Source organism: Sulfitobacter sp. PM12 (assembly GCF_045586035.1).
Taxonomy (GTDB): Bacteria; Pseudomonadota; Alphaproteobacteria; order Rhodobacterales; family Rhodobacteraceae; genus Sulfitobacter; species Sulfitobacter pontiacus.
This window is the reverse complement of sequence record NZ_CP151534.1, coordinates 1-19,378: the sequence shown is the minus strand read 5'-3', so window position 1 is coordinate 19,378 and position 19,378 is coordinate 1. Positions and strand designations below refer to the sequence as shown.

Here is a 19,378-nt window from a genome sequence, read left to right as displayed (position 1 = left end):
ACAGTTTGTGACCCAGAAACACGCGCCCTTGTTTTACAACTCCGGCGAAATACCCTAGCTGCATAGCAAATTCATATGAGGAATATCACGATGAGCGTTCGGGTTTGGATTGCAGGCTGTGCCGTATTGGCGCTGGCTGCTTGTGCGGATGTACAGACCACCACTGACAAGATGACAACGGACGACGGGTTCTTCAAGGAACTGCCCGAAGGGGTGCGCCTGGTGGCTGCCAAGAACCAGGATCTGACCGCGGTTAAGATCGACCCCAGCAACGGGTGCTACGTCTATCGCTACCGCGGGCCGGTCGAAACCACCTTCCTGCCTCTGCGCGCCGACAATGGCCGCCCGATCTGCACCCAAACGATCGCGGCAGCTGCGGCGGGCTAATCGCGCCCCGCGTCGTGACGTAAAAAGGCCGCCCGAAGCATCTCGCTTCGGGCGGCCTTTTCATGTCTGCAAAGGTCCGGACTTAGGTCGCAGCCGTCACCAGCTCTTCCGGCGGGTACAGGACCGCGCGCGATCCGGTGTTCACGTTCTCGTACAGATCGTTGATATGCGCCATGATCATCCGCACGCAGCCAGAGCTTGCACGCCCGCCGATCGATTGCGGGTTAGGCGACCCGTGGATGCGCAGATAGGTGTCGCGGTTGCCGACGAAAAGATACAGCGCGCGTGACCCCAAGGGGTTCTGCGGGCCTGCGTCCATCCCATCGGCGTGTTGTTCATAAAGCTCGGGATCGCGGCGGATCATGTTCTGCGTCGGCGTCCAGGTCGGCCATTTCGCCTTGCGCTTGATCGAATAGGTGCCGGGCTCGTACAGGTCACCCCGCGCAATCGCCACGCCATAGCGCATGGCGGTGCCATTGTCCTGAATATGGTACAGATACCGCGCGACCGCATCGACGTGGATATCGCCCGGCGTCAAACCGGGGTTCGCTTCTACCAGTCGGGGCAGAAAGCGGGGCGCGACGCCCCAAGGGTTCGTCGTTGCAGGATCGTAGCCCGCAGGCGTTACCTGCGCATCCCATGCGTCCCACATCGACTTGTCTGTTGTCGCAGCGGCGGCGAGACTGGGGGCCAGAGGGGCAGAAAACAACGCGGCAGCGGAGCTGGTGATAAAATGGCGTTTGGTCAGCATGCGTGCACGCTCCTATTTAGTTAGTGCTTGACGATGTAACCCCCAATAGCGCGACCCTGTTCCCAAGAACCAGTCACATGGCTGTGTGAGTTTGTTTCGGCCCGCGCAAACTAGACCGCCCCCGGCAGAAACGCCACGACTAGTTTCGCCGAAATTTTTTGCAAAACTGCGGAACAACTCGTTCACGCGGGCGTTATTTAGACAAATGACCAATCATTTGGGTTTCGTATGCCAACGTATTCCAGACGATCAGTTCTATTCGGCTTCGGTGCCGCAGTCGGCCTTGCGTCCCTGCCGCGCCATGCCTTTGCCGCTCTTGATGGCACCCCGTTCACCTTCCTGACCGATTCCGAGGCCCGAAGCCTCGCACTGCTATGTGACACGCTGATCCCGCAGGATGATTTCCCCTCGGCCAGTCAGGCCGGCGTGGTCGATTTCATCGATCTGCAACTTGCGGGCGGATACGGGCGCGGGGAACACCTGTATATGGACGGGCCCCACCCCCAAGGCACACCCGAGCAAGGCTACCAATCTCCCCTACGCCCCGCCGAGCTCTGGCGCGAGGGGCTGGCGGCAATGCAGACCGTCATCGGCCCGCTTGACGGACAACCGCAATCCGCGCTCGACCAGCTGATGACCGACCTGTCCGAGGATAGGCCCGCGCTTGCCGGTCGTGTCGGGGCCAAAACATTCTTTACCGAACTCCACGCCCTGACGAACCAGGGCTATTTTGCCGACCCGATCTATGGCGGCAACAAGGGCTATGCCGGTTGGCATATGGTCGGCTTCCCCGGGGCCTTCGGATATTTCACCGATACGGTCGACGCCCACAATCTCCCCTACCGGCAGCCCCCTATGGGCATCGGGCATCAACCGGGCACAAGCGACTTCAACTGGGAAAGGTAGATCATGGCACGGCGGCTGGCGAAAACAGATGTGGTCATCATCGGGGCCGGTTGGACGGGTCTGACAGCTGCATATGAACTTGCCCACGCTGGCAAACGCTGTGTGGTGCTGGAACGCGGATCCTATCGCCATGATGCCGATGATTTCGCCGCCCCCAAGGAACATGACGAACTAAAATATGCGGTGCACCACGCGCATATGATCAACACCCGCAAAGAGACCCTGACCTTCCGCAACAACGCCAGCCAACAGGCGCTGCCGATGCGTAGGCTCGGGTCGTTCCTGCCCGGTGTGGGGCTTGGCGGCGCGGGCATCCACTGGAATGGCCAGCTTTGGCGGCCCCTGCCGTCTGACCTCGAAATGCGCAGCCATTACGAAAACCGCTATGGTGCCGACTTCATTCCCGATGACCTGAATGTGCAGGATTGGGGCGTCACCTATGACGAGCTTGAACCCCATTTCGATTTCTACGAGAAGATCTGCGGCACCTCCGGTACAGCAGGTCAGATGGCAGACGGCCCGCGTGAAGGCGGCAACCCCTTCGAAGGGCCGCGCAGCGCCGATTATCCCAACCCGCCCATGCGCCAGCCCATCGGCCCCACCAAATTCGGAGAGGCGGCGCAAAAGCTCGGCTATCACCCTTTCCCCCTGCCCGCCGCCAACGCCACCAAGGAATACACCAACCCCTACGGCGCCAAGCTGCATCCCTGCACCTATTGCGGCTTTTGCGAACGCTTCGGCTGCGGCTACTACGCCAAGGCCGACCCGATCATCTGCGTTTATGACCAGATCAAATCCCACGAGAACTTCGAGATCCGCTATCAGGCACAAGTCTTGCGGGTCGAGAAGGCAGAGGACGGCAAGACCGCCACCGGCGTCACCTATCTGACCGACGCGGGCGAAGAGGTGTTCCAGCCCGCCGATATCGTCTGCATGAATGCCTATGGCCTGTGGAACACGCATCTGATGCTGGTCTCCGGTCTGGGCAAACCCTACGACCCGAAAACCCGCACAGGCACCGTGGGCCGGAACTATGCCTATCAGACGATGGCAGGCGTGAACGTATTTTTCGATGATCAGGTGGTGACCAACCCCTTTATGGGGGCGGGGGCGCTTGGCACGGTGATCGACGATTTCAACGGCGACAACTTTGACCACAGCGATCTGGGGTTTCTGGGCGGCGGCTATATCGCCTGCACGCAGACCAATGGCCGCCCGATCAACTACCAGCCCACGCCCGACGGCACGCCCGCATGGGGCGCCGACTGGAAACGTGCCGTGCGCGAGAATTATCTGCACCACGCCAGCCTGACGGTGCACGGTTCATCTATGGCGACGCCCGATAACTACCTTGACCTCGATCCAACATGGAAAGACGCCTATGGCCGCCCGCTGCTGCGGATGACCTTCAACTTCCCCGAAAACGACCGGCGCATGGCCGACTATGTGATGGGCAAGGCGCATGAGATCGCGCGCAATATGGAGAACGTGACATCCACCTCCGCCAGCAACCGCGCGGCAGAGGGAAGTGATTATTCCATCGTGCCCTATCAGACCACCCATAACACCGGCGGCACGGTGATGGGCACGGACCCGACCACCAGCGTCGTGAACCGCTTTGGCCAGATGTGGGATCATCACAACGTCTTTGTCTTTGGCGCAGGGCTGTTTCCGCAGAACCTTGGCTACAACCCCACGGGGCCGCTGATGGGCGTCGCCTATTGGACGCTCGATCACATGAAGAACGACTATATCGCCAACCCGCGCCCGCTGATGGACGCCTGAAGCAGAGGAGCCCCCATGAACATCCCGCACCGCCCCCTGCTCTGCCTCGCCCTCGCAGCCCTTTTGCCCGCGCTGGCCACCGCGCAGGCGATCCCTGCGGATCAGCCCTATGATACGGCGCGCGATCTGTTCAACATGACGGTCGATACGCCGCCCGACGCCGACACGCTGGCACGGGGGCAGGCGATCGCCCTGCAGGGCGCGGGCGATGTGCAATCCTGCGTGACCTGCCACAGCGTTGATGGTCAGGGGGACGGGTCGGGCAGCTTCCCGCGGCTTACCGGACAACCGGCGTGGTATCTTGACAAGCAGCTGGACGACTATGCCAGCGACGCGCGGCCCGACGACCTGATGACGCCCGTCGCGCAATCCCTCTCTGACGACGACCGCGCCGCGGTCAGCGCCTATTACGCCTCTCTCGCCGCACCGCTGCGGGTGGCGCGCGGGCAGGTTTCAGCGCAAGAGATCCAGAAAGGGGCCGCCATCGCGCGGGCCGGATCGCCCGACAAGGGCCTGCCCGCCTGCACCAACTGCCACGGGCCCGACGGCACGGGCAACCCGCCCTCGGTGCCCTATCTTGCCGGTCAATACGCCAACTACATGGTGCTGCAACTGTACCGCTGGAAACGCGGCCAGCGGGACAATGACGTTGGCGGCATGATGTCCGCCATCGCCCGCAAAATGACCGCCGAGGATATGCGCGCCATCAGTGAATACTACGAGCGTGTGGCAAACCCGCTGACGACGAAAGACCCTCAATGACCCTCAACGCCCCCTCCCCCGCAACGCAACAGAACCGGAGTCCCCATGTTTGACTGGATCACCGGCCTGCTGGATGCCGCAGGCTATCTGGGCGTCGCGTTTCTGATGTTCGCGGAAAATGTCTTTCCGCCCATCCCGTCCGAGCTGATCATGCCGCTGGCGGGGTTTCTGGCCTATCAGGACCAGATGAACTTTGTCGGCGTGGTGATCGCGGGCAGCATCGGGTCGCTGGCGGGCACCTACCTCTACTACATCATCGCGCGCAAGATCGGGCACGACCGCGTGCGGCACCTTCTGGAAAAGCATGGCCGCTGGCTCACCATGTCCCCCGAGGATCTTGACCGCGCGTCGGACTGGTTCGACCGCCACGGCAATCTGGCCGTGCTCATGGGGCGCATGGTGCCCGCGATCCGCACATTGATCTCGGTGCCCGCGGGGCTGACGCCGATGCATCACCTGCCATTTCTGGCCTTCTCGCTGGCGGGCACGGTGATCTGGAACACATTGCTGACCGGGCTCGGCTACGCGCTTGGGTCGCAATACGATCTGGTCGCGGACTACATGAACCCCGTGTCCAACGTTGTCATCGGCGCCTTGGTGCTGACCTACATCTACCGCGTGATCCGCAAGAAAGGCGGCAGCGCACAAGACGCCACGGGCTAGCCGTCGCTACGGGCGTGAACTGGTGACGGCTGTGATGTCGGGGCCACGCCCCCGGCAAGGGGGGAAGGGAGTGTCCCATGACCAAGGATGTTTCAACAGCGCCGGATCAAGACGGCGAGAAAACCGAACTTAAACGCGTGATGGGGCCCGGCTTGCTGCTGCTTTTCGTGGTGGGCGATGTCTTGGGCACAGGGATCTACGCGCTCACAGGCGAAGTCGCGGCAAAGGTCGGCGGCATCGTTTGGCTGCCGTTCCTCGTGGCCTTTGTCTTGGCCACCGTGACCGCTTGCAGCTACCTTGAACTTGTCACCAAATACCCCAAGGCCGCCGGTGCCGCGCTTTATACGCAAAAGGCCTTTGGCGTGCATTTCCTCACCTTCCTCGTGGCCTTCGCTGTGATGTCGAGCGGGATCACCTCGGCCTCGACCGCCTCGCAGGCCTTTGCCGAAAATTTCGGGAAAAGTTTCGGTCTGGGCGACGGGGCCTTCCTGATCACCGCCATCAGCATCGGCTTTATGGTGCTGCTGGGGTTGATCAACCTGCGCGGCGTCGGCGAAAGCGTGAAGGCAAATGTGGTGCTCACCTGCATCGAACTGACCGGCCTGCTCATCATCATCATGATCGGTGCCGCCGCGCTCATGGGCGGGCAAGGCGATTTCGGGCGCGCGTTCGATTTCAGCAGCGCCGGAGAGCAGGGCCTGTTCTGGCCCGTGATCGCCGCGACCACGCTGGCCTTCTTTGCGATGGTCGGCTTCGAGGATTCCGTGAACATGGCCGAAGAGGCCAAGAACCCCTCGCGCATCTTTCCCAAAGTCCTGCTGGGCGGGCTGCTGATCACCGGCGTGATCTATCTGCTGGTGTCGATCACCGCCATTGCCCTTGTCGACGCAAAGGCCTTGGGCGAAGGGGCCACCCCCCTGCTCAAGGTCGTCGAAGCCGGCGCGCCCTGGTTCCCGCTCAGCGTCTTCGGCATCATCACCATGTGCGCCGTGGCGAACTCCGCGCTGATCAACATGCTGATGGCCAGCCGCCTGCTGTACGGGATGGCGCAGGAAAAAGTGCTGCCCTCCATTCTGGGCAAGGTGCTGCCCAAGCGGCGCACGCCCTATACGGCCATTGTCTTTACCACCGGGCTGGCGATCGCGCTGATCACCTTTGTCGGCGCGGTGCCTGATCTGGGGGGCACCACGGCGCTGCTGCTGCTTGCGGTGTTCACGCTGGTCAATATCGCCGTGCTGGTGCTGCGCAGCGATACGGTGGATCACGACCATTTCACCAGCCCCCTCGGCCTGCCCTATATCGGCGCGATATCTTGCGCCTTCTTCGTCGGCCCGTGGACCGGGCGCGACAGCGTGCAATACCTCATCGCCGCGGTGCTGATCGGCTTGGGTGTCGTGCTCTGGGGCGCGACCGTGTTCTACATGAAATCAAAGGGGCAGGACCCGCTTGCCTCGGACATGGACAAATTGTCAGAGTGAAAGGAGCCCCCTTGCAACACCCTTGGCGCATCTGTGCAATCGCCCCGGCCGCCCTGCTTCTGGCGGGCTGCGAAGGGCGTCAATCCGTGCTTGCCCCCGCCGGTCAGGACGCGGCGGATGTGCTGAACCTCTTTTGGGTGATGCTGGTCGGCGCGGTGATCCTGTGGGGGCTTGTCGCGCTGCTGTTTGTCTATGTCACACGCATCAACCCCGGTGCCATGCGCCGCCGCACCGCCGAGATGCTGATCGTCGGCGGGGGCATCCTCTTTCCCGTAGTCCTGCTGGGGGGGCTGCTGATGTATTCCCTGCCGCTGATGGGACCGACCCGCGCCGAAGGGGACGGGCTGGTCGTGCGCGTCACCGCCGAACAATGGTGGTGGCGCGTCGAATACCAACAACAAGGGGAGACCAGAACAATCGTCTCGGCGAATGAACTCCGCCTGCCCGCCGGTGCCCGGACCGAGCTTGTGCTGAACGCCCATCGGGTGATCCACTCCTTCTGGGTGCCGGCCCTTGGTGGCAAGACCGATATGTTCCCGGGGCGCGAAACCCGCATGACCCTCGCGCCCACCGATCCCGGCATCTACCGGGGCCAATGCGCCGAATTCTGCGGCGCCTCCCATGCGTTGATGGCCTTTGAAACCGTGGTGATGCCACCCGATGAATTCGACCAATGGCTGAGCGCCGAGGCGCGCGATGCCAAGCCGCCCCAAGGCGCGCTGGCCCAGGCCGGCGCGACCCTGTTCCTTGAGGAAGGCTGCGGCGCCTGCCACAGCATTCGTGGCACCAAGGCCATCGGCAAGACCGGCCCCGACCTGACCCATCTGGCAAATCGCCACTCGCTTGCCGCAGGCACCCTGCCCCTGAACGCGCAGGCCATCGCCACATGGATCGGCCACACCGACACGATCAAACCCGAGGTCAATATGCCCACTTATGACTTCCTGTCCGACGACGACCTCGCGGCGCTCGCCGCCTATCTGGGGGGGCTGGAATGACCCGCAGATACCCCGATGTGCTGCAACCCGAAGGCACCTACCCCCCGACCGAGGATATGCTCGCCGAACCCGTCCCGCAGGAGGTTCAGGAGGCGCAGAAAAAACGCCTGCGTGCGGCTTGGAAAACGCCGCAGGGCTGGCGCTACTGGTCGGCAGTGAACAATACCGAGGTCGGCATCTGGTACACGATGACCGCGTTCTTTTTCATGCTCTGTGCGGGTATTCTGGCGGTGCTCATGCGCACCCAGCTTGCCGTGCCCGAGAATGATTTCCTCGACGCCGACCGCTATAACCAGTTCTTCACCATGCATGGCTCGGCGATGATGTTCCTTTTTGCCGTGCCCATGTTCGAGGCGATCTCGATCCTGCTGCTGCCCGGGATGCTGGGGGCGCGCGACATGCCGTTCCCGCGGCTCAGCGCCTATGGCTACTGGTGTTTCCTGATCGGCGGCATATTTGTCTTCGGGTCCATCCTGTTCGATTCCGGCCCCAAGGCGGGTTGGTTCATGTACCCCCCGCTCGCCACGAAGGAAGAAGGCATCGGCCCCGATATCTGGCTTCTGGGCCTCTCGTTTATCGAGGTCGCCTCCATCGCCGCGGCGGTCGAGCTGATCGTCGGCGCGCTCAAATGCCGCCCGCCGGGGATGCGCGTCAACATCATGCCGCTTTACGCGTGGTATGTGATGGTCGTGGGCGGGATGATCCTCTTCGCCTTCCCGCCCCTGATCGCGGGGGATTTCCTGTTCGAACTCGAACGCTCCTTCGATTGGCCGTTCTTCGATCCCGTCCGGGGCGGCGACCCGATGCTCTGGCAGCATCTGTTCTGGATTTTCGGCCATCCGGAGGTCTACATCATCTTCCTGCCCTCTATCGCCATCGCCGCGATGATCGTGCCCACTGTCGCACGCACGCCCATCGTGGGCTATTCGTGGATCGTGCTCAGCGCGGTCGGCACCGGGTTCTTGTCCTTCGGGCTGTGGGTGCATCACATGTTCACCACCGGCCTGCCCCAGATCAGTCTGGGGTTCTTCTCTGCGGCGTCCGAGGCCGTGGTGATCCCCACCGGCATCCAGCTTTTCGCCTTTGTCGCGACGCTGATGGTGGGACGGGTCAAGATGACCCTGCCAATGCTCTGGATCGCGGGAGCGCTGGCGATCTTTGTGGCGGGCGGTCTGACAGGGGTGATGCTGGCCATCGTGCCCTTCAACTGGCAGGCGCATGACAGCTACTTCGTCGTGGCCCACCTGCATTACACGCTGTTCGGCGGCATGGTCTTTCCGGTCATGGCGGGGGTCTATTATTTCTTCCCCTTCTTCCGCAAAAAGCTGCTGTCCGAAACCCTTGGCCGTTGGGCCTTCTGGCTGATCTTTGTGGGCTTCAACGTCACCTTCCTGCCGATGCATCTGACGGGGCTCAAGGGGATGCCGCGCCGGATCTTCACCTACCCGGGCAGCGCGGGCTGGGACTGGCTTAATATGATGTCCACCGTGGGGGCCTATATCACCGCCGCAGGCTTTGCCGTCTTCGTCTACGACCTGCTGCGCCCCAAAGCGTATCAAGGCCAGATCAAGCGCAACCCTTGGGGCGGCGGCACGCTGGAATGGGCCCATGATGTGCCCGAAGAGGCATGGGGCAACCGTTCGGTGCCCTATATCACCTCGCGCTACCCCCTGTGGGACCAGCCCAAACTGGTCGAGCGTATGGACGCGGGCCGCTACTATCTGCCCGACGCCCCCGAGGGCAAACGCGAGACGCTGATCACCTCGGTCATCGACGCGAAACCGCTGATGGTGCAGCGCGTCACCGGCCCCGCGTGGATCACCATGCTCGCCGCGTTCTTTACCGGCGGTGCGTTCATCTTCCCCACCTTCCACATCTACGAACCCGCCATCGTCTGCGGCGCCTTCGCCATTGTCTGCGTGCTCTACTGGCTCTGGACCAGCACGGCACAGGTGCCGGATCAGGAGCGTAAGGACGTGGGCCTTGGCCTCAGCCTGCCGACCTACGCCTCGGGGCCGACCTCTGTCGGATGGTGGGCGGTCTGGATCACGATGCTGGGCGACAGCACCGCCTTCGCCAGCCTCGTCTTCGGGTTCTTCTTCTACTGGACCGCGCGACCGGACTTTATCACCATCGGAGCGGACCACGCGACGGGCGCCGCGGTCGCGCTCGGGGTTACGCTGTTTGTCGTCTCATGGGCCGCGACCGTGCTCGCGCGCGAGGTCAATAAACGCAGCCATATCACGCTGGCACGCATCGCATTGGCACTGGCCGCGATCTGCACCGTCGGCGGGGCGGGGCTGATCATCCTGTCGGTCCTCGATCTTGAGCCCACAACCCATGTCTACCCCGCGACCATGTGGGCGCTGATGGTCTGGCTGGTGGCCCATTCGCTGCTGGGGGTCATCATGCAGCTTTACGCGCTGGCAGGGTCGATCTTTGGCAAGGTGACCCCGCAATATGACGCCGACCTGTGCAACGTGACGCTGTTTTGGCACTTCATGGTGCTGACCGCGCTGGTTACCGGCTTTATTCTGGGCGTGGCCCCAAGGTTGCTGGCATGAACCAGATCTCCACCGAAGAAGAGCAAGAGGAATTCCACGAGGAACAAGACAGCCTCTGGCGGCTCGCCCTCAGCCCCACGCTTTGGGCGCTGCATTTCGTGATCTGCTACGGTGCCACAACCGTGTTCTGCGCCGATCACATCCTCGGCGTGGATTACCTTACCACCCTGCGCCTTGGCATCGGGCTGCTGACCATAGGCGTTCTGGCGGCGATCGTCTGGCTGGGCTGGGGCGCGTGGCGGCAATGGGATGTGGTGCGTGACCGCGAATGGGAAAACGACGCGGGCAACAACGAGGACCGCCACCAGTTCATGGGCCACGCGGCCTTCCTGCTGTCGCTGATCTCGGCGGTCGGGGTGATCTATGTCTCGCTCCCCGTGCTGCTGATCGCCAGCTGCGCATGACCCGCGTGGCGACATATCTGGGGTTTGCCCTGCTTGGCCTGCTCTGGCTGGTGCCGCTGGAACGGCTGACCGGCGCCGCCTTCCCCGTCCATATGCTGCGCCATATAGGGCTGGTCGCCGTGGTCGCACCGCTGCTCGCCTTCGGACTGGGGGACCGGGTGCGCTGGCTGATGATCTCTCCGCTGATCGCGACGGTGCTTGAATTCATGGTGGTCTGGGCATGGCACCTGCCGCAACTGCACGGGATGGCCTATCTGCTGCCCGCGGGCTTTGCGCTGGAACAGGGCAGTTTCCTGATCGTCGGACTGCTGGTCTGGGTCAGCGCCCTGCGCGCGCACAACGGGCTGGCAGGGGCAGGATCGCTACTGCTGACCTCGATGCATATGACCCTACTGGGGGCGCTGCTGATCCTCGCCCCCCGCGATGTCTTTGCCGAGATTTGCGGCCGCGCCGCCGACCTTGGCGGGCAACAACTGGGCGGGCTGCTGATGCTGGGCATCGGCACACCGGTCTATCTGATCGCCGGATTGTGGCTGGTGGGCCGCGACCTGCGCAGCACCGACCCCGCACCCCAAACGTAACGGAGCAAACGCAATGAGAACTGTGATCAAAACCCTGATCGTTCTGGCCCTGCTGGGGGCTGTCGGCGCGGTGACCATCGTGGGGCTGGGGCTGTTCAACGTCTCTGCCCGCGCGGGCCATATTCCGGGCGTGTCCTGGGTGCTGCACACCGCCTATCGCCAGTCGGTCAAACTCCGCGCCCCTGACGCCGCACAAGTGCCCGACCTGTCCGACCACGATCTCGTCGCCCTCGGCGCGGGGCATTTCGACAGCGCCTGTAGCTTCTGCCACGCCGCCCCAGACCGGATCCATTCCGCCACCGCCGACGCCATGTCGCCCGAACCGCCCCATATCACCGACGCTGTCGCTGACTGGCAGCCGCAACATCTGTTCACCATCGTCAAGGACGGCGTCAAGATGAGCGGCATGCCCTACTGGCCCGCCGAAAACCGCGAGGACGAGATCTGGGCCATGGTCGCCTTCCTCACCCATGTCCGCGAGATGGAAGGCGCGGGCTTTGACGCGCTGCTGGCGTCAGACGCAGCGGGCAATGACACCGCGCTGACCTATTGCGCCTCCTGCCACGGCGCGACGGGCGACAGCAAAGGCAACGGCCATATCCCCCGCCTCGATATCCTCGACGAAGGATATATGCAGGACGCGGTCACCGCCTATCGCACCGGCGCGCGGGACAGCGGCTTTATGGCCCATGCAGCAACGCAGCTTCCCCCCGATGACCTGACCCGCGTGATCCGCCACTATGCCGCATCCGCGCCCGATGGCCCGACCCCGACAGCCCCCCTGCCCCCGGCAGAGCTTGAGCTGATGGAGCAAGGGGCCGGCGTCGCCGCCATCGGCAATATCGACGCGCCGTCTTGCGCGTCCTGCCACGGCCCCGGTCTGGACCAGACCAAACCCGGATTCCCGCGCATCAGCGGCCAGCCGCGCCCCTATCTGGCGCAACAGCTGAAGCTTTGGCGCGATGGCACACGCGGCGGCGGCCCCCGCAAAGAGCTGATGGAAAAAGCCGCCCGCAATCTGTCAGATGCCGAGATCGACGCGCTGGCGCTGTATTACTCCCAGCTTCCGGCGGAGTAGGCAAAAAGGGTAACCCTAGTCGAGCGCGTCGTAATCGTTGCGCAGAAACATCTTTTTGCGCCGCGACCAATGCAGCCCGACATCGCGGGCCGTCCGCTCCATCCCGCGGTGCAGGGCACGGTGCCGCAGATAGGGCACCCAGCTGCGCAGCTTGATCACATTGGGGTCGCCAAACCCGTCCACGATCAGTGGTTGCCACTTACCCTCCTGCTGTCCCCAGACGATGCTGCGGGAGTTCAACCCCGGGGCCACCACCCCAAGCGCAAAGACCGCGCGCGAGAAATCGTTCAACGCCTTCAGCGCCGCCGTATCCAGCAGATCCCGCGCGACGAATTCGTCCAGCGTCATCCCCAGCCCGCCGCTTTCCGGCCCGACCCGCTGCATCAACAGCCCCAGCCCCATATCCGTCCGCATCACCCCGTTGGTGAATGCAATCGGCGAAGCAATACCCGCGTCATGGCTGCGAATCCGCACTTCGATGTCATGGGTCAACTGGCGCAACAGCATGCGGTGTCGCGTCGTCGGGAAATGTTTGTAAAGAAACGGTCTGACCCGCCCCGTGTCCGCCGCCCGCAGCGCTTTCATCGGCACTTTCACGACAAGATCATCGGGCGCTTTCACAGCAAAGACCGCCCGGCCCTGCTCTTGTTTAAGCAACGTACCGGTTTCCATCTGAAGCAATTCGGCTGACTGTGTCATCTACACTATTTATCTTTAACTGTTGGTACTTACTAAGCAGAGCGTGTCACAGCGCATGCGTAACCTAAAGTTGCGAACACTGTCAAAAATTATCTTAAAAAGGGCGGTCGAACGCCGCAGATGCGCAATATTTCGCACAGCGAAATGCTGAGACCCCGCTTGACATTCCCCTGCGGCACTTTGATTGACATGCGTTAAGAACGATAGAAACCATAGAAAAGGGTGGAATGTGCGTTTTCTCGCTGGAGTAGCATCCCTCATCTGCGCTGTTAATCTGATTATCGGAAAAGTCTTTTCCTGGCTCGCGCTGGCCATTGTCGTCGTCTGCTTTACCGTGGTGGTGCAAAGATACCTCTTTGCCACCAGCTACGTCTGGATGCAGGATCTCTATATCTGGCTGAACGGGGCGATGTTCACCGCGGTGGCAGGCTTTGCCCTGCTGCGCGACGATCACGTGCGCGTCGATATCTTTTACCGTCCCGCCAAACTGCGCACCCGCGCCATCACCGACCTGATCGGGGTGTTCGTCTTTCTGCTGCCCTTCACATGGATCGTCTACATCTATTCGATGCCCTTCGTGCAGCGCGCATGGGGCTATCACGAAGGCTCTGCCAATGTGGGCGGGATGCCGGGGCTTTATATCCTCAAAACCTTTATCATCGTCTTTGCGGCCCTGATTGCGGCGCAAGGCATTGCCATGGCGATCCGGTCCATTCTGGTGCTTGGCGGCAGGGCTGATCTTGTGCCCGCCGCTATGCAATACAGCCCGGACGCCATCAAACCCGCCACCACCGAGGGAGCCGCCTGATGGACCCGATCATGATTGGCGAGATGCTCGCCGCGCTGATGTTCTTTGGGGTCATCGGCTTTCTGCTTCTGGGCTTCCCCGTAGCCTTCACCCTCGCCGGGACTTCGTTACTATTCTGCGGTGTAGGCATGGCTTTGGGCGTGTTCGACCCGTCCAACTTCGGGTCTTTGCCCAACCGCTATATCGGCTTTATGACGAACGAAGTGCTCGTCGCCGTGCCGCTGTTCATCTTCATGGGCGTGATGCTGGAACGCAGCCAGATCGCGGAACAACTGTTGCTCACCATGGGCAAGATGTTCGGCAATATGCGCGGCGGGCTCGGGATCTCTGTGGTGCTGGTCGGGGCGATGCTCGCGGCCTCTACGGGTGTGGTGGGCGCGACTGTGGTGACGATGGGGCTGATCTCGCTGCCCGCGATGCTGCGGGCGGGCTATGACCCGAAACTGGCCACCGGCGTGATCTGCGCCAGCGGCACTTTGGGCCAGATCATCCCCCCCTCTACCGTGTTGATCTTCATGGGCGATATGCTGTCGGGCATCAACTCGCAGGTGCAGATGGCCAAGGGCAACTTTGCCCCCACGCCTGTTTCTGTCGGGGATCTTTTTGCCGGGGCCCTGCTGCCCGGGCTGCTGCTCGTATCGCTCTACCTCGGGTATGTGCTGTTCAAAGCCGTAACAGACCCTAAATCCTGCCCTGCCACCCCCGTTCCAGCGGATGAGAAATCAAAGCTGCTGCGCGAGGTCTTTGTGGCGCTTGTCCCGCCTCTGGCGCTGATTTTGGCCGTGTTAGGGTCTATTCTGGGCGGCATCGCCACCCCGACAGAGGCCGCATCCGTCGGTGCCGTCGGGGCCATGATCCTCGCCGCATTGCGCTGGCGTCTGTCCTTTGGCGTGCTTAAGGAAACGATGGTATCGACGGCCACAATCACCAGCATGGTCTTTGTGATCCTGCTCGGGGCCTCGGTCTTTTCGGTCGTGTTCCGCATGATGGGGGGCGACAATCTGGTGCATGAATTCCTCAGCAACCTGCCGGGCGGCACGCTCGCTGCGGTGGCGGTGGTGATGATCATCATGTTCTTCCTGGGCTTCATCCTCGACACCTTCGAGATCATCTTTATCGTGATCCCGATCACCGCACCGGTGCTGCTGATGCTGGATGTCGATCCGATCTGGCTGGGGGTGCTTGTGGGGGTGAACCTGCAAACGTCCTTCCTGACCCCGCCCTTCGGCTTTGCGCTGTTCTACCTGCGCGGCGTCGCCCCGGCGGACCTGCCCACCAGCGCGATCTACAAGGGCATCCTGCCCTTCGTGATGCTGCAAGTGGTGGCGATTGCGATCCTGTTCATGTTCCCGCAGATCGTGACCTGGTTGCCCAAACTGATCGCAGGCTAAAGGCCACCTTATACTTTGACACGCTAAGGGGATCGCCCTCCCTGGGGGGCGATCCGCAGGTTTGAAAGTGGCAGCCCCGGTGCATCAACCGCTGACCGATGCAGATGGCGCGACGTCACAAAATCGCCCTCCGGGGGGAGGGAGGGCGATGCCCGGTGTGCCACCGGGCGGGACGGGGATTAGGCCCCTGCCCCATCACAAAAAAAGGCCCGGTGTTTCCACCGGGCCTTTTCTGTATCCGACGGGCGGAGCTTAGTATTTCAGGAAGCTCTGACGCGCCTGAATGTAGGGGCTGTCGATCTTCTCTGTCCGGGTGCGGACAAGGTTCAGCGCTTCGACAAAGCTGTCGGCGGTTTTCTTGACCAGCGGGTCGTCGCTGCTGCGCAGTTCCTCGACCACCTCGACCGAGGCTTTGGCACCGGCTTCCATGATGTCGTCGGGGAAGTTGCGGACGGTCACGCCGTGCTCTTCCACCAGCGTTTTCAGCGCGCGTGGATCGTTGGCATAGAAGTCGGCCGCGACCTGATCGTATTCCGCCTGGCTTACATCACGGATGATCGCCTGCAGGTCTTCGGGCAGTTCCTGATACTTCTTCTTGTCGACGACAAGCTCGGTCGCGAGGCCGGATTCAACGAAGGACGGCATGTAATAGTTCTTGGCAACCTGGTGGAAGCCGAGCGCCAGATCGTTGTAGGGGCCGACGAATTCGGCCGCGTCCAGCGTGCCCGATTGCAGCGCCTGAAAGATCTCGCCCGCGGCCATGTTGGTGACCGTCGCGCCCAGTTTCTCCCATACGCGACCGCCCAGGCCGGGGGTCCGGAAGCGCACGCCTTTGACATCGTCAAGGCTGGTCAGTTCGTCGCGGAACCAACCGCCTGTCTGCGTGCCGGTGTTGCCCGACAGGAAGCCCTGAACGCCGAACTGGTCATAGATCTCGTCCCAGATTTCCTGACCGCCCATATAGCGCATCCAGGCTGTCAGCTCTGGCGTGGTCATGCCGTAGGGCACGCCGGTAAAGAAGGACAGCGCGGGCGATTTGTTCTGCCAATAATAGGCGGCACCGTGGCTCATCTCGGCGGAGCCATCGATCACGGCGTCCAGCGATTGCAGCGGCGGCACCAGCTCACCCGCGGAGTAGACCTGCACGGTCAGACGGCCCCCGGAGGCCGCTGTGATACGGTCCGCCAGACGCTGCGCGCCGACACCCAGACCGGGGAAGTTTTTCGGCCAGGTGGTGACCATGCGCCAGGTAATGTTGCCTTGGGCGACGGCGGGTGCGGCCAGCGATGAAGCAACGGCCCCTGCCCCCGCAACGCCTGCGCCACGAATAAATGAACGACGATCCATGATGTTTCTCCCGAGATCAAAAATATGTCGATAAGGTCTTTCTGACATCTGCCAGCCCTCCCCTATGGGCGCACGTTAATCCCGCGTTTCAGGGGATGTCCATGGGTCAACGTCTGGTTCTGGCGCCTATATGGCGGAATCGCGGTGAAATCTGCATCTTTCAACCGCAAAGCTGTTTTGAATCAAAGCGTTAAGCCGATATTCGCGCCGAAAACCCCTTGTTTTATTGGGAAATGCGGCAATTGCGCTCTCCGCCCCGTCAACGCACAAAAAAGGGGACGCTTCTGCGCCCCCCTTCCCTGCTATCCCTCTCATTTACCCTTGCCGGTTACCCATGGGTAACCCGATGCGCGGTGGTTACCCATGGGTAACCGGGTGGGCAGTGGTTACCCATGGGTAACCGCTTACCGGATTCGCGGCCCGTTGCTGAGCACCTCTTCAAAGGCGCGCACGGCTTCTTCGAGCTGCTTCTTAGGCATGGTGGCAAAGTCGATATCGCTCATCAAACGGCATTCGCCGTGGCGGGCGGTCACCTTGGTCTGGCCGACGTAGAATTCAAACTTCTGCTTCGGCTCTGCCTTGGAGGCGGGCTTCTCTGTCGGCTCGTTCGAGGTGGTCAGAAAATCCTTGAGGATTTTATTCTGCTCGTCCGGCGTCGAGGCATCCAAGAGTTTTTCCTGCAAGACACTGGCTTGATCGGGCGTGCGCAGCGCGCGCGCGACATCGACGCCCAGATTGCGCGGCACGGCCTTAGGCCACTGCAAGCTCCCTTCCAAAGCAGAGAGAAGGAAGACGAAGCTTTTGATATAAGACCGCTTGGTCTTGTGCAGCGCGCTGTAAAGACGGGTCACCAGCTCTGCCGGGTCGATCTCTTCTACCGCGTCGTCCTTGGCGGCGGTGATCGCCACCTGCGCCATCTCGGCGAAAGACAGGTCTTCGCGCACGACGTTTTCTTCGACCATATCCACATAGCGCGAAATGCGATCATCCTCGCCGACCTCTACCCGCGCGGTGATCGTGCCAAAGCGGTCGTCTTTGGTTTCGGAAAACAACTGAGACAGGGCGGTGAAACGGCGCCAGCCTTTCTTGAGCTGGTAGCGCCCGTTCGGCCCGACATAGACCTCGACCGGTTCACGCTGCCCACGTTCGCGGATCGAGGATTTAAGCTCCTCCATCTCGTCGGACTGCGCGACTTCTTCCAGCGCGAGGCGATCGCGCGGCAGATCGTCGGTGAAGATTTCCGACAGGTCGATCTGGTAGAGCACGCGGCCTTCGCCTTGGGCCTGCCGGAAAGTCTTGGCGTCTTCGGCGTTGCGGCGGCGCTGTTCGATTTTGGCTTCCGTTGCCTCTTGCAGGTTTTCGGCCACGTCGCGCACAGCGGCGCCCATGGGGCCGGGCTGGCGGTTGCGGCGGCTGCCGGATGTGGGGGCTTCTACCGGGGCGAAGCCGAATTTGTTTTTACTGCTCATTCTGCCTTCTCCTTACGTTTTCCGTTTTCTTTCCACGCTTCGAGCACGGTTTGCAAAAACTCGTCATAGGCACGGTCGAAACTTTGCCGCGCCCGTTTCCATGTTTCGCGCGTCATCTGGCGATAGTCCTGTTCGTAAACCGACATCTGGAACCGACCCGACTGTTCGACCGCGCGGGTCATTTCAATCGGGTGGGCGCAGACGTCGGCGCCGAAGACGTTCTTGAACGCGTCGATCATGGCGCTGTGCAGCGGATTGTTGGATTCAAAACGGGTCATAAGTAAACGGATGTCGGAAAACTGTTTAGGAAGCGTAATGCCTGCGTCCGCTGCGAGGCTTGCAAACCCTTCCGAGATATCGGCCATCGCGTCGCCAAGCTGGCCCAGATAGCTGGTCGTACTGTCATATTCCCAGTAGCCCGGGCCCGAGGGGATATAGAGGATATCAGCCGCAAACGCGGCGTTTAGGGACTGGTAGCCGATGGCGGGCGGGCAGTCGAAAATGATGATGTCATATTGATCGTCGGGCAGTTCATCGAGGTAGCGCGCGACGCAGCCGAAAAAGCTCCATGCCTTGTGGAGCGCGCGGTATTGGGCCGAGGCGAATTCAACGAAGGCCGCGTTGGCGCAGGATGGGATGATGTCGATCGTGGGCCAGCAGGTGGGCTGGATGAATTCCTGAAACCGCTGCGCGCCGATGGATTGCACGTCTTCAGGCAATTCGTCCGCGGCGGGGTAGGGGCAGTCATCGGGGTCATCATAGCTTTCCATGATCCGGTTGGATTCACGGCAGAGGTCGCGACACATGATGCCCCAGACCGTGTGGCTTTCCTTGACCTCGGTCAGCCCCATCGAATGGGTCAGCGTCGCTTGCGGGTCGAAGTCGACGCAGAGCACACGGTAGCCATCAAGGGCGGCGGCATGGGCGAGGTGTTGTGCGACGACCGTCTTGCCGACGCCGCCTTTGAAGTTCGACACGGCCACGCGCATGGCACGGCCCCGGGGGCGTTCGGGCAGCAGCTTGCGACCGCGGAACTTGGCGCGGCGGCGCAGCTCGTTGATCTCTTCGAGGCTGAACCAGCGCTGGCGGCCATCCTCTTCGGTGAGCCCCTGGGGCAGGGTCGGGTCGTCCGCCAGCTTCTTGCGCAGGGTGTCGGCGGGGACGTCGAACATGAACTGGCTGATCTCCCAGATGGAGAAGGGGCGCAGGGCCTTGATCTCTCCGGGGGAGAAGGTGGCGCGGCGCACGGCGGCCTGTTGTTCCAAGCTGCGCTCGTTCATGTTAAGAAGGTCGTTGTGATTTCTCAT

The 19,378-nt window shown here is 62.0% G+C and carries 18 protein-coding genes; 13 read left to right on the top strand and 5 right to left on the bottom strand.

Annotated elements, in window-relative coordinates; translation table 11 throughout:
- Positions 1-90 precede the first annotated feature (90 nt).
- Entirely contained in the window at positions 91-387 is a 297-nt protein-coding gene (locus AADW22_RS17270) for a hypothetical protein (RefSeq protein WP_005848750.1), read from the top strand.
- Between the two features lie 82 nt (positions 388-469).
- On the opposite strand, the gene AADW22_RS17265 is transcribed toward AADW22_RS17270, so the two are convergent.
- Positions 470-1,138: a L,D-transpeptidase gene (locus AADW22_RS17265; protein WP_005848752.1), complete on the bottom strand. Its 669-nt coding sequence runs from the start codon at positions 1,136-1,138 to the stop codon at positions 470-472.
- Positions 1,139-1,366: 228 nt separating this feature from the next.
- Here AADW22_RS17265 and AADW22_RS17260 point away from each other — a divergent pair, with 228 nt between their 5' ends.
- The 10 genes from AADW22_RS17260 (at position 1,367) to AADW22_RS17215 (ending at position 12,357) form a co-directional block, all read left to right on the top strand.
- On the top strand, positions 1,367-2,044 hold the full coding sequence (locus AADW22_RS17260; RefSeq protein WP_407474787.1) for a gluconate 2-dehydrogenase subunit 3 family protein: 678 nt from the start codon (positions 1,367-1,369) through the stop codon (positions 2,042-2,044).
- 3 nt (positions 2,045-2,047) lie between these two features.
- Positions 2,048-3,829 carry a GMC family oxidoreductase gene (locus AADW22_RS17255; protein WP_407474786.1) on the top strand — a complete coding sequence of 594 codons (1,782 nt, stop codon included), beginning with the start codon at positions 2,048-2,050 and terminating at the stop codon, positions 3,827-3,829.
- 15 nt (positions 3,830-3,844) lie between these two features.
- Positions 3,845-4,591 carry a c-type cytochrome gene (locus tag AADW22_RS17250; RefSeq protein WP_407474785.1) on the top strand — a complete coding sequence of 249 codons (747 nt, stop codon included), beginning with the start codon at positions 3,845-3,847 and terminating at the stop codon, positions 4,589-4,591.
- 45 nt (positions 4,592-4,636) lie between these two features.
- Positions 4,637-5,254 carry a DedA family protein gene (locus AADW22_RS17245; protein ID WP_037941363.1) on the top strand — a complete coding sequence of 206 codons (618 nt, stop codon included), beginning with the start codon at positions 4,637-4,639 and terminating at the stop codon, positions 5,252-5,254.
- Between the two features lie 77 nt (positions 5,255-5,331).
- On the top strand, positions 5,332-6,732 hold the full coding sequence (locus AADW22_RS17240; protein ID WP_184584090.1) for an APC family permease: 1,401 nt from the start codon (positions 5,332-5,334) through the stop codon (positions 6,730-6,732).
- An 11-nt stretch (positions 6,733-6,743) separates the two neighbouring features.
- The gene (gene coxB / locus AADW22_RS17235) at positions 6,744-7,730 is read left to right on the top strand and encodes a cytochrome c oxidase subunit II (RefSeq protein ID WP_353628361.1); all 987 of its coding nucleotides are present in this window, start codon (positions 6,744-6,746) and stop codon (positions 7,728-7,730) included.
- Positions 7,727-10,294: a cytochrome c oxidase subunit I gene (ctaD, locus tag AADW22_RS17230; RefSeq protein WP_407474784.1), complete on the top strand. Its 2,568-nt coding sequence runs from the start codon at positions 7,727-7,729 to the stop codon at positions 10,292-10,294. The genes coxB and ctaD overlap by 4 nt, the downstream gene beginning before the upstream one ends.
- Positions 10,291-10,698 (top strand): hypothetical protein, encoded by a 408-nt coding sequence (locus AADW22_RS17225; RefSeq protein WP_005848768.1) that lies wholly within the window; start codon positions 10,291-10,293, stop codon positions 10,696-10,698. Before ctaD ends, AADW22_RS17225 begins: the two co-directional genes overlap by 4 nt.
- Positions 10,695-11,279, top strand: coding sequence for a cytochrome c oxidase assembly protein (locus AADW22_RS17220; RefSeq protein ID WP_407474783.1), 585 nt, complete (start codon positions 10,695-10,697; stop codon positions 11,277-11,279). The genes AADW22_RS17225 and AADW22_RS17220 overlap by 4 nt, the downstream gene beginning before the upstream one ends.
- 13 nt (positions 11,280-11,292) lie before the next feature.
- Positions 11,293-12,357 (top strand): c-type cytochrome, encoded by a 1,065-nt coding sequence (locus tag AADW22_RS17215; protein WP_407474782.1) that lies wholly within the window; start codon positions 11,293-11,295, stop codon positions 12,355-12,357.
- Positions 12,358-12,372: 15 nt separating this feature from the next.
- Here the strand turns inward: AADW22_RS17215 and AADW22_RS17210 are convergent, their stop codons facing one another.
- Positions 12,373-13,056, bottom strand: a complete 684-nt coding sequence (locus AADW22_RS17210) for a YrbL family protein (protein ID WP_184584098.1) — start codon at positions 13,054-13,056, stop codon at positions 12,373-12,375.
- A gap of 229 nt (positions 13,057-13,285) precedes the next feature.
- Between AADW22_RS17210 and AADW22_RS17205 the strand changes: the two genes are divergently transcribed.
- A complete protein-coding gene (locus AADW22_RS17205) occupies positions 13,286-13,864 on the top strand; it encodes a TRAP transporter small permease subunit (protein WP_174226630.1) in 579 nt (192 codons plus the stop codon).
- Positions 13,864-15,255 (top strand): TRAP transporter large permease subunit, encoded by a 1,392-nt coding sequence (locus AADW22_RS17200; RefSeq protein ID WP_407474781.1) that lies wholly within the window; start codon positions 13,864-13,866, stop codon positions 15,253-15,255. Before AADW22_RS17205 ends, AADW22_RS17200 begins: the two co-directional genes overlap by 1 nt.
- A 252-nt stretch (positions 15,256-15,507) precedes the next feature.
- Here AADW22_RS17200 and AADW22_RS17195 read toward each other — a convergent pair whose 3' ends face one another.
- The 3 genes from AADW22_RS17195 to AADW22_RS17185 form a co-directional block, all read right to left on the bottom strand.
- The gene (locus tag AADW22_RS17195; RefSeq protein WP_005848780.1) at positions 15,508-16,602 is read right to left on the bottom strand and encodes a TRAP transporter substrate-binding protein; all 1,095 of its coding nucleotides are present in this window, start codon (positions 16,600-16,602) and stop codon (positions 15,508-15,510) included.
- 404 nt (positions 16,603-17,006) lie between these two features.
- Entirely contained in the window at positions 17,007-18,071 is a 1,065-nt protein-coding gene (locus tag AADW22_RS17190; RefSeq protein ID WP_114865413.1) for a ParB N-terminal domain-containing protein, read from the bottom strand.
- Entirely contained in the window at positions 18,068-19,378 is a 1,311-nt protein-coding gene (locus AADW22_RS17185) for an AAA family ATPase (protein ID WP_107277637.1), read from the bottom strand. The genes AADW22_RS17190 and AADW22_RS17185 overlap by 4 nt, the downstream gene beginning before the upstream one ends.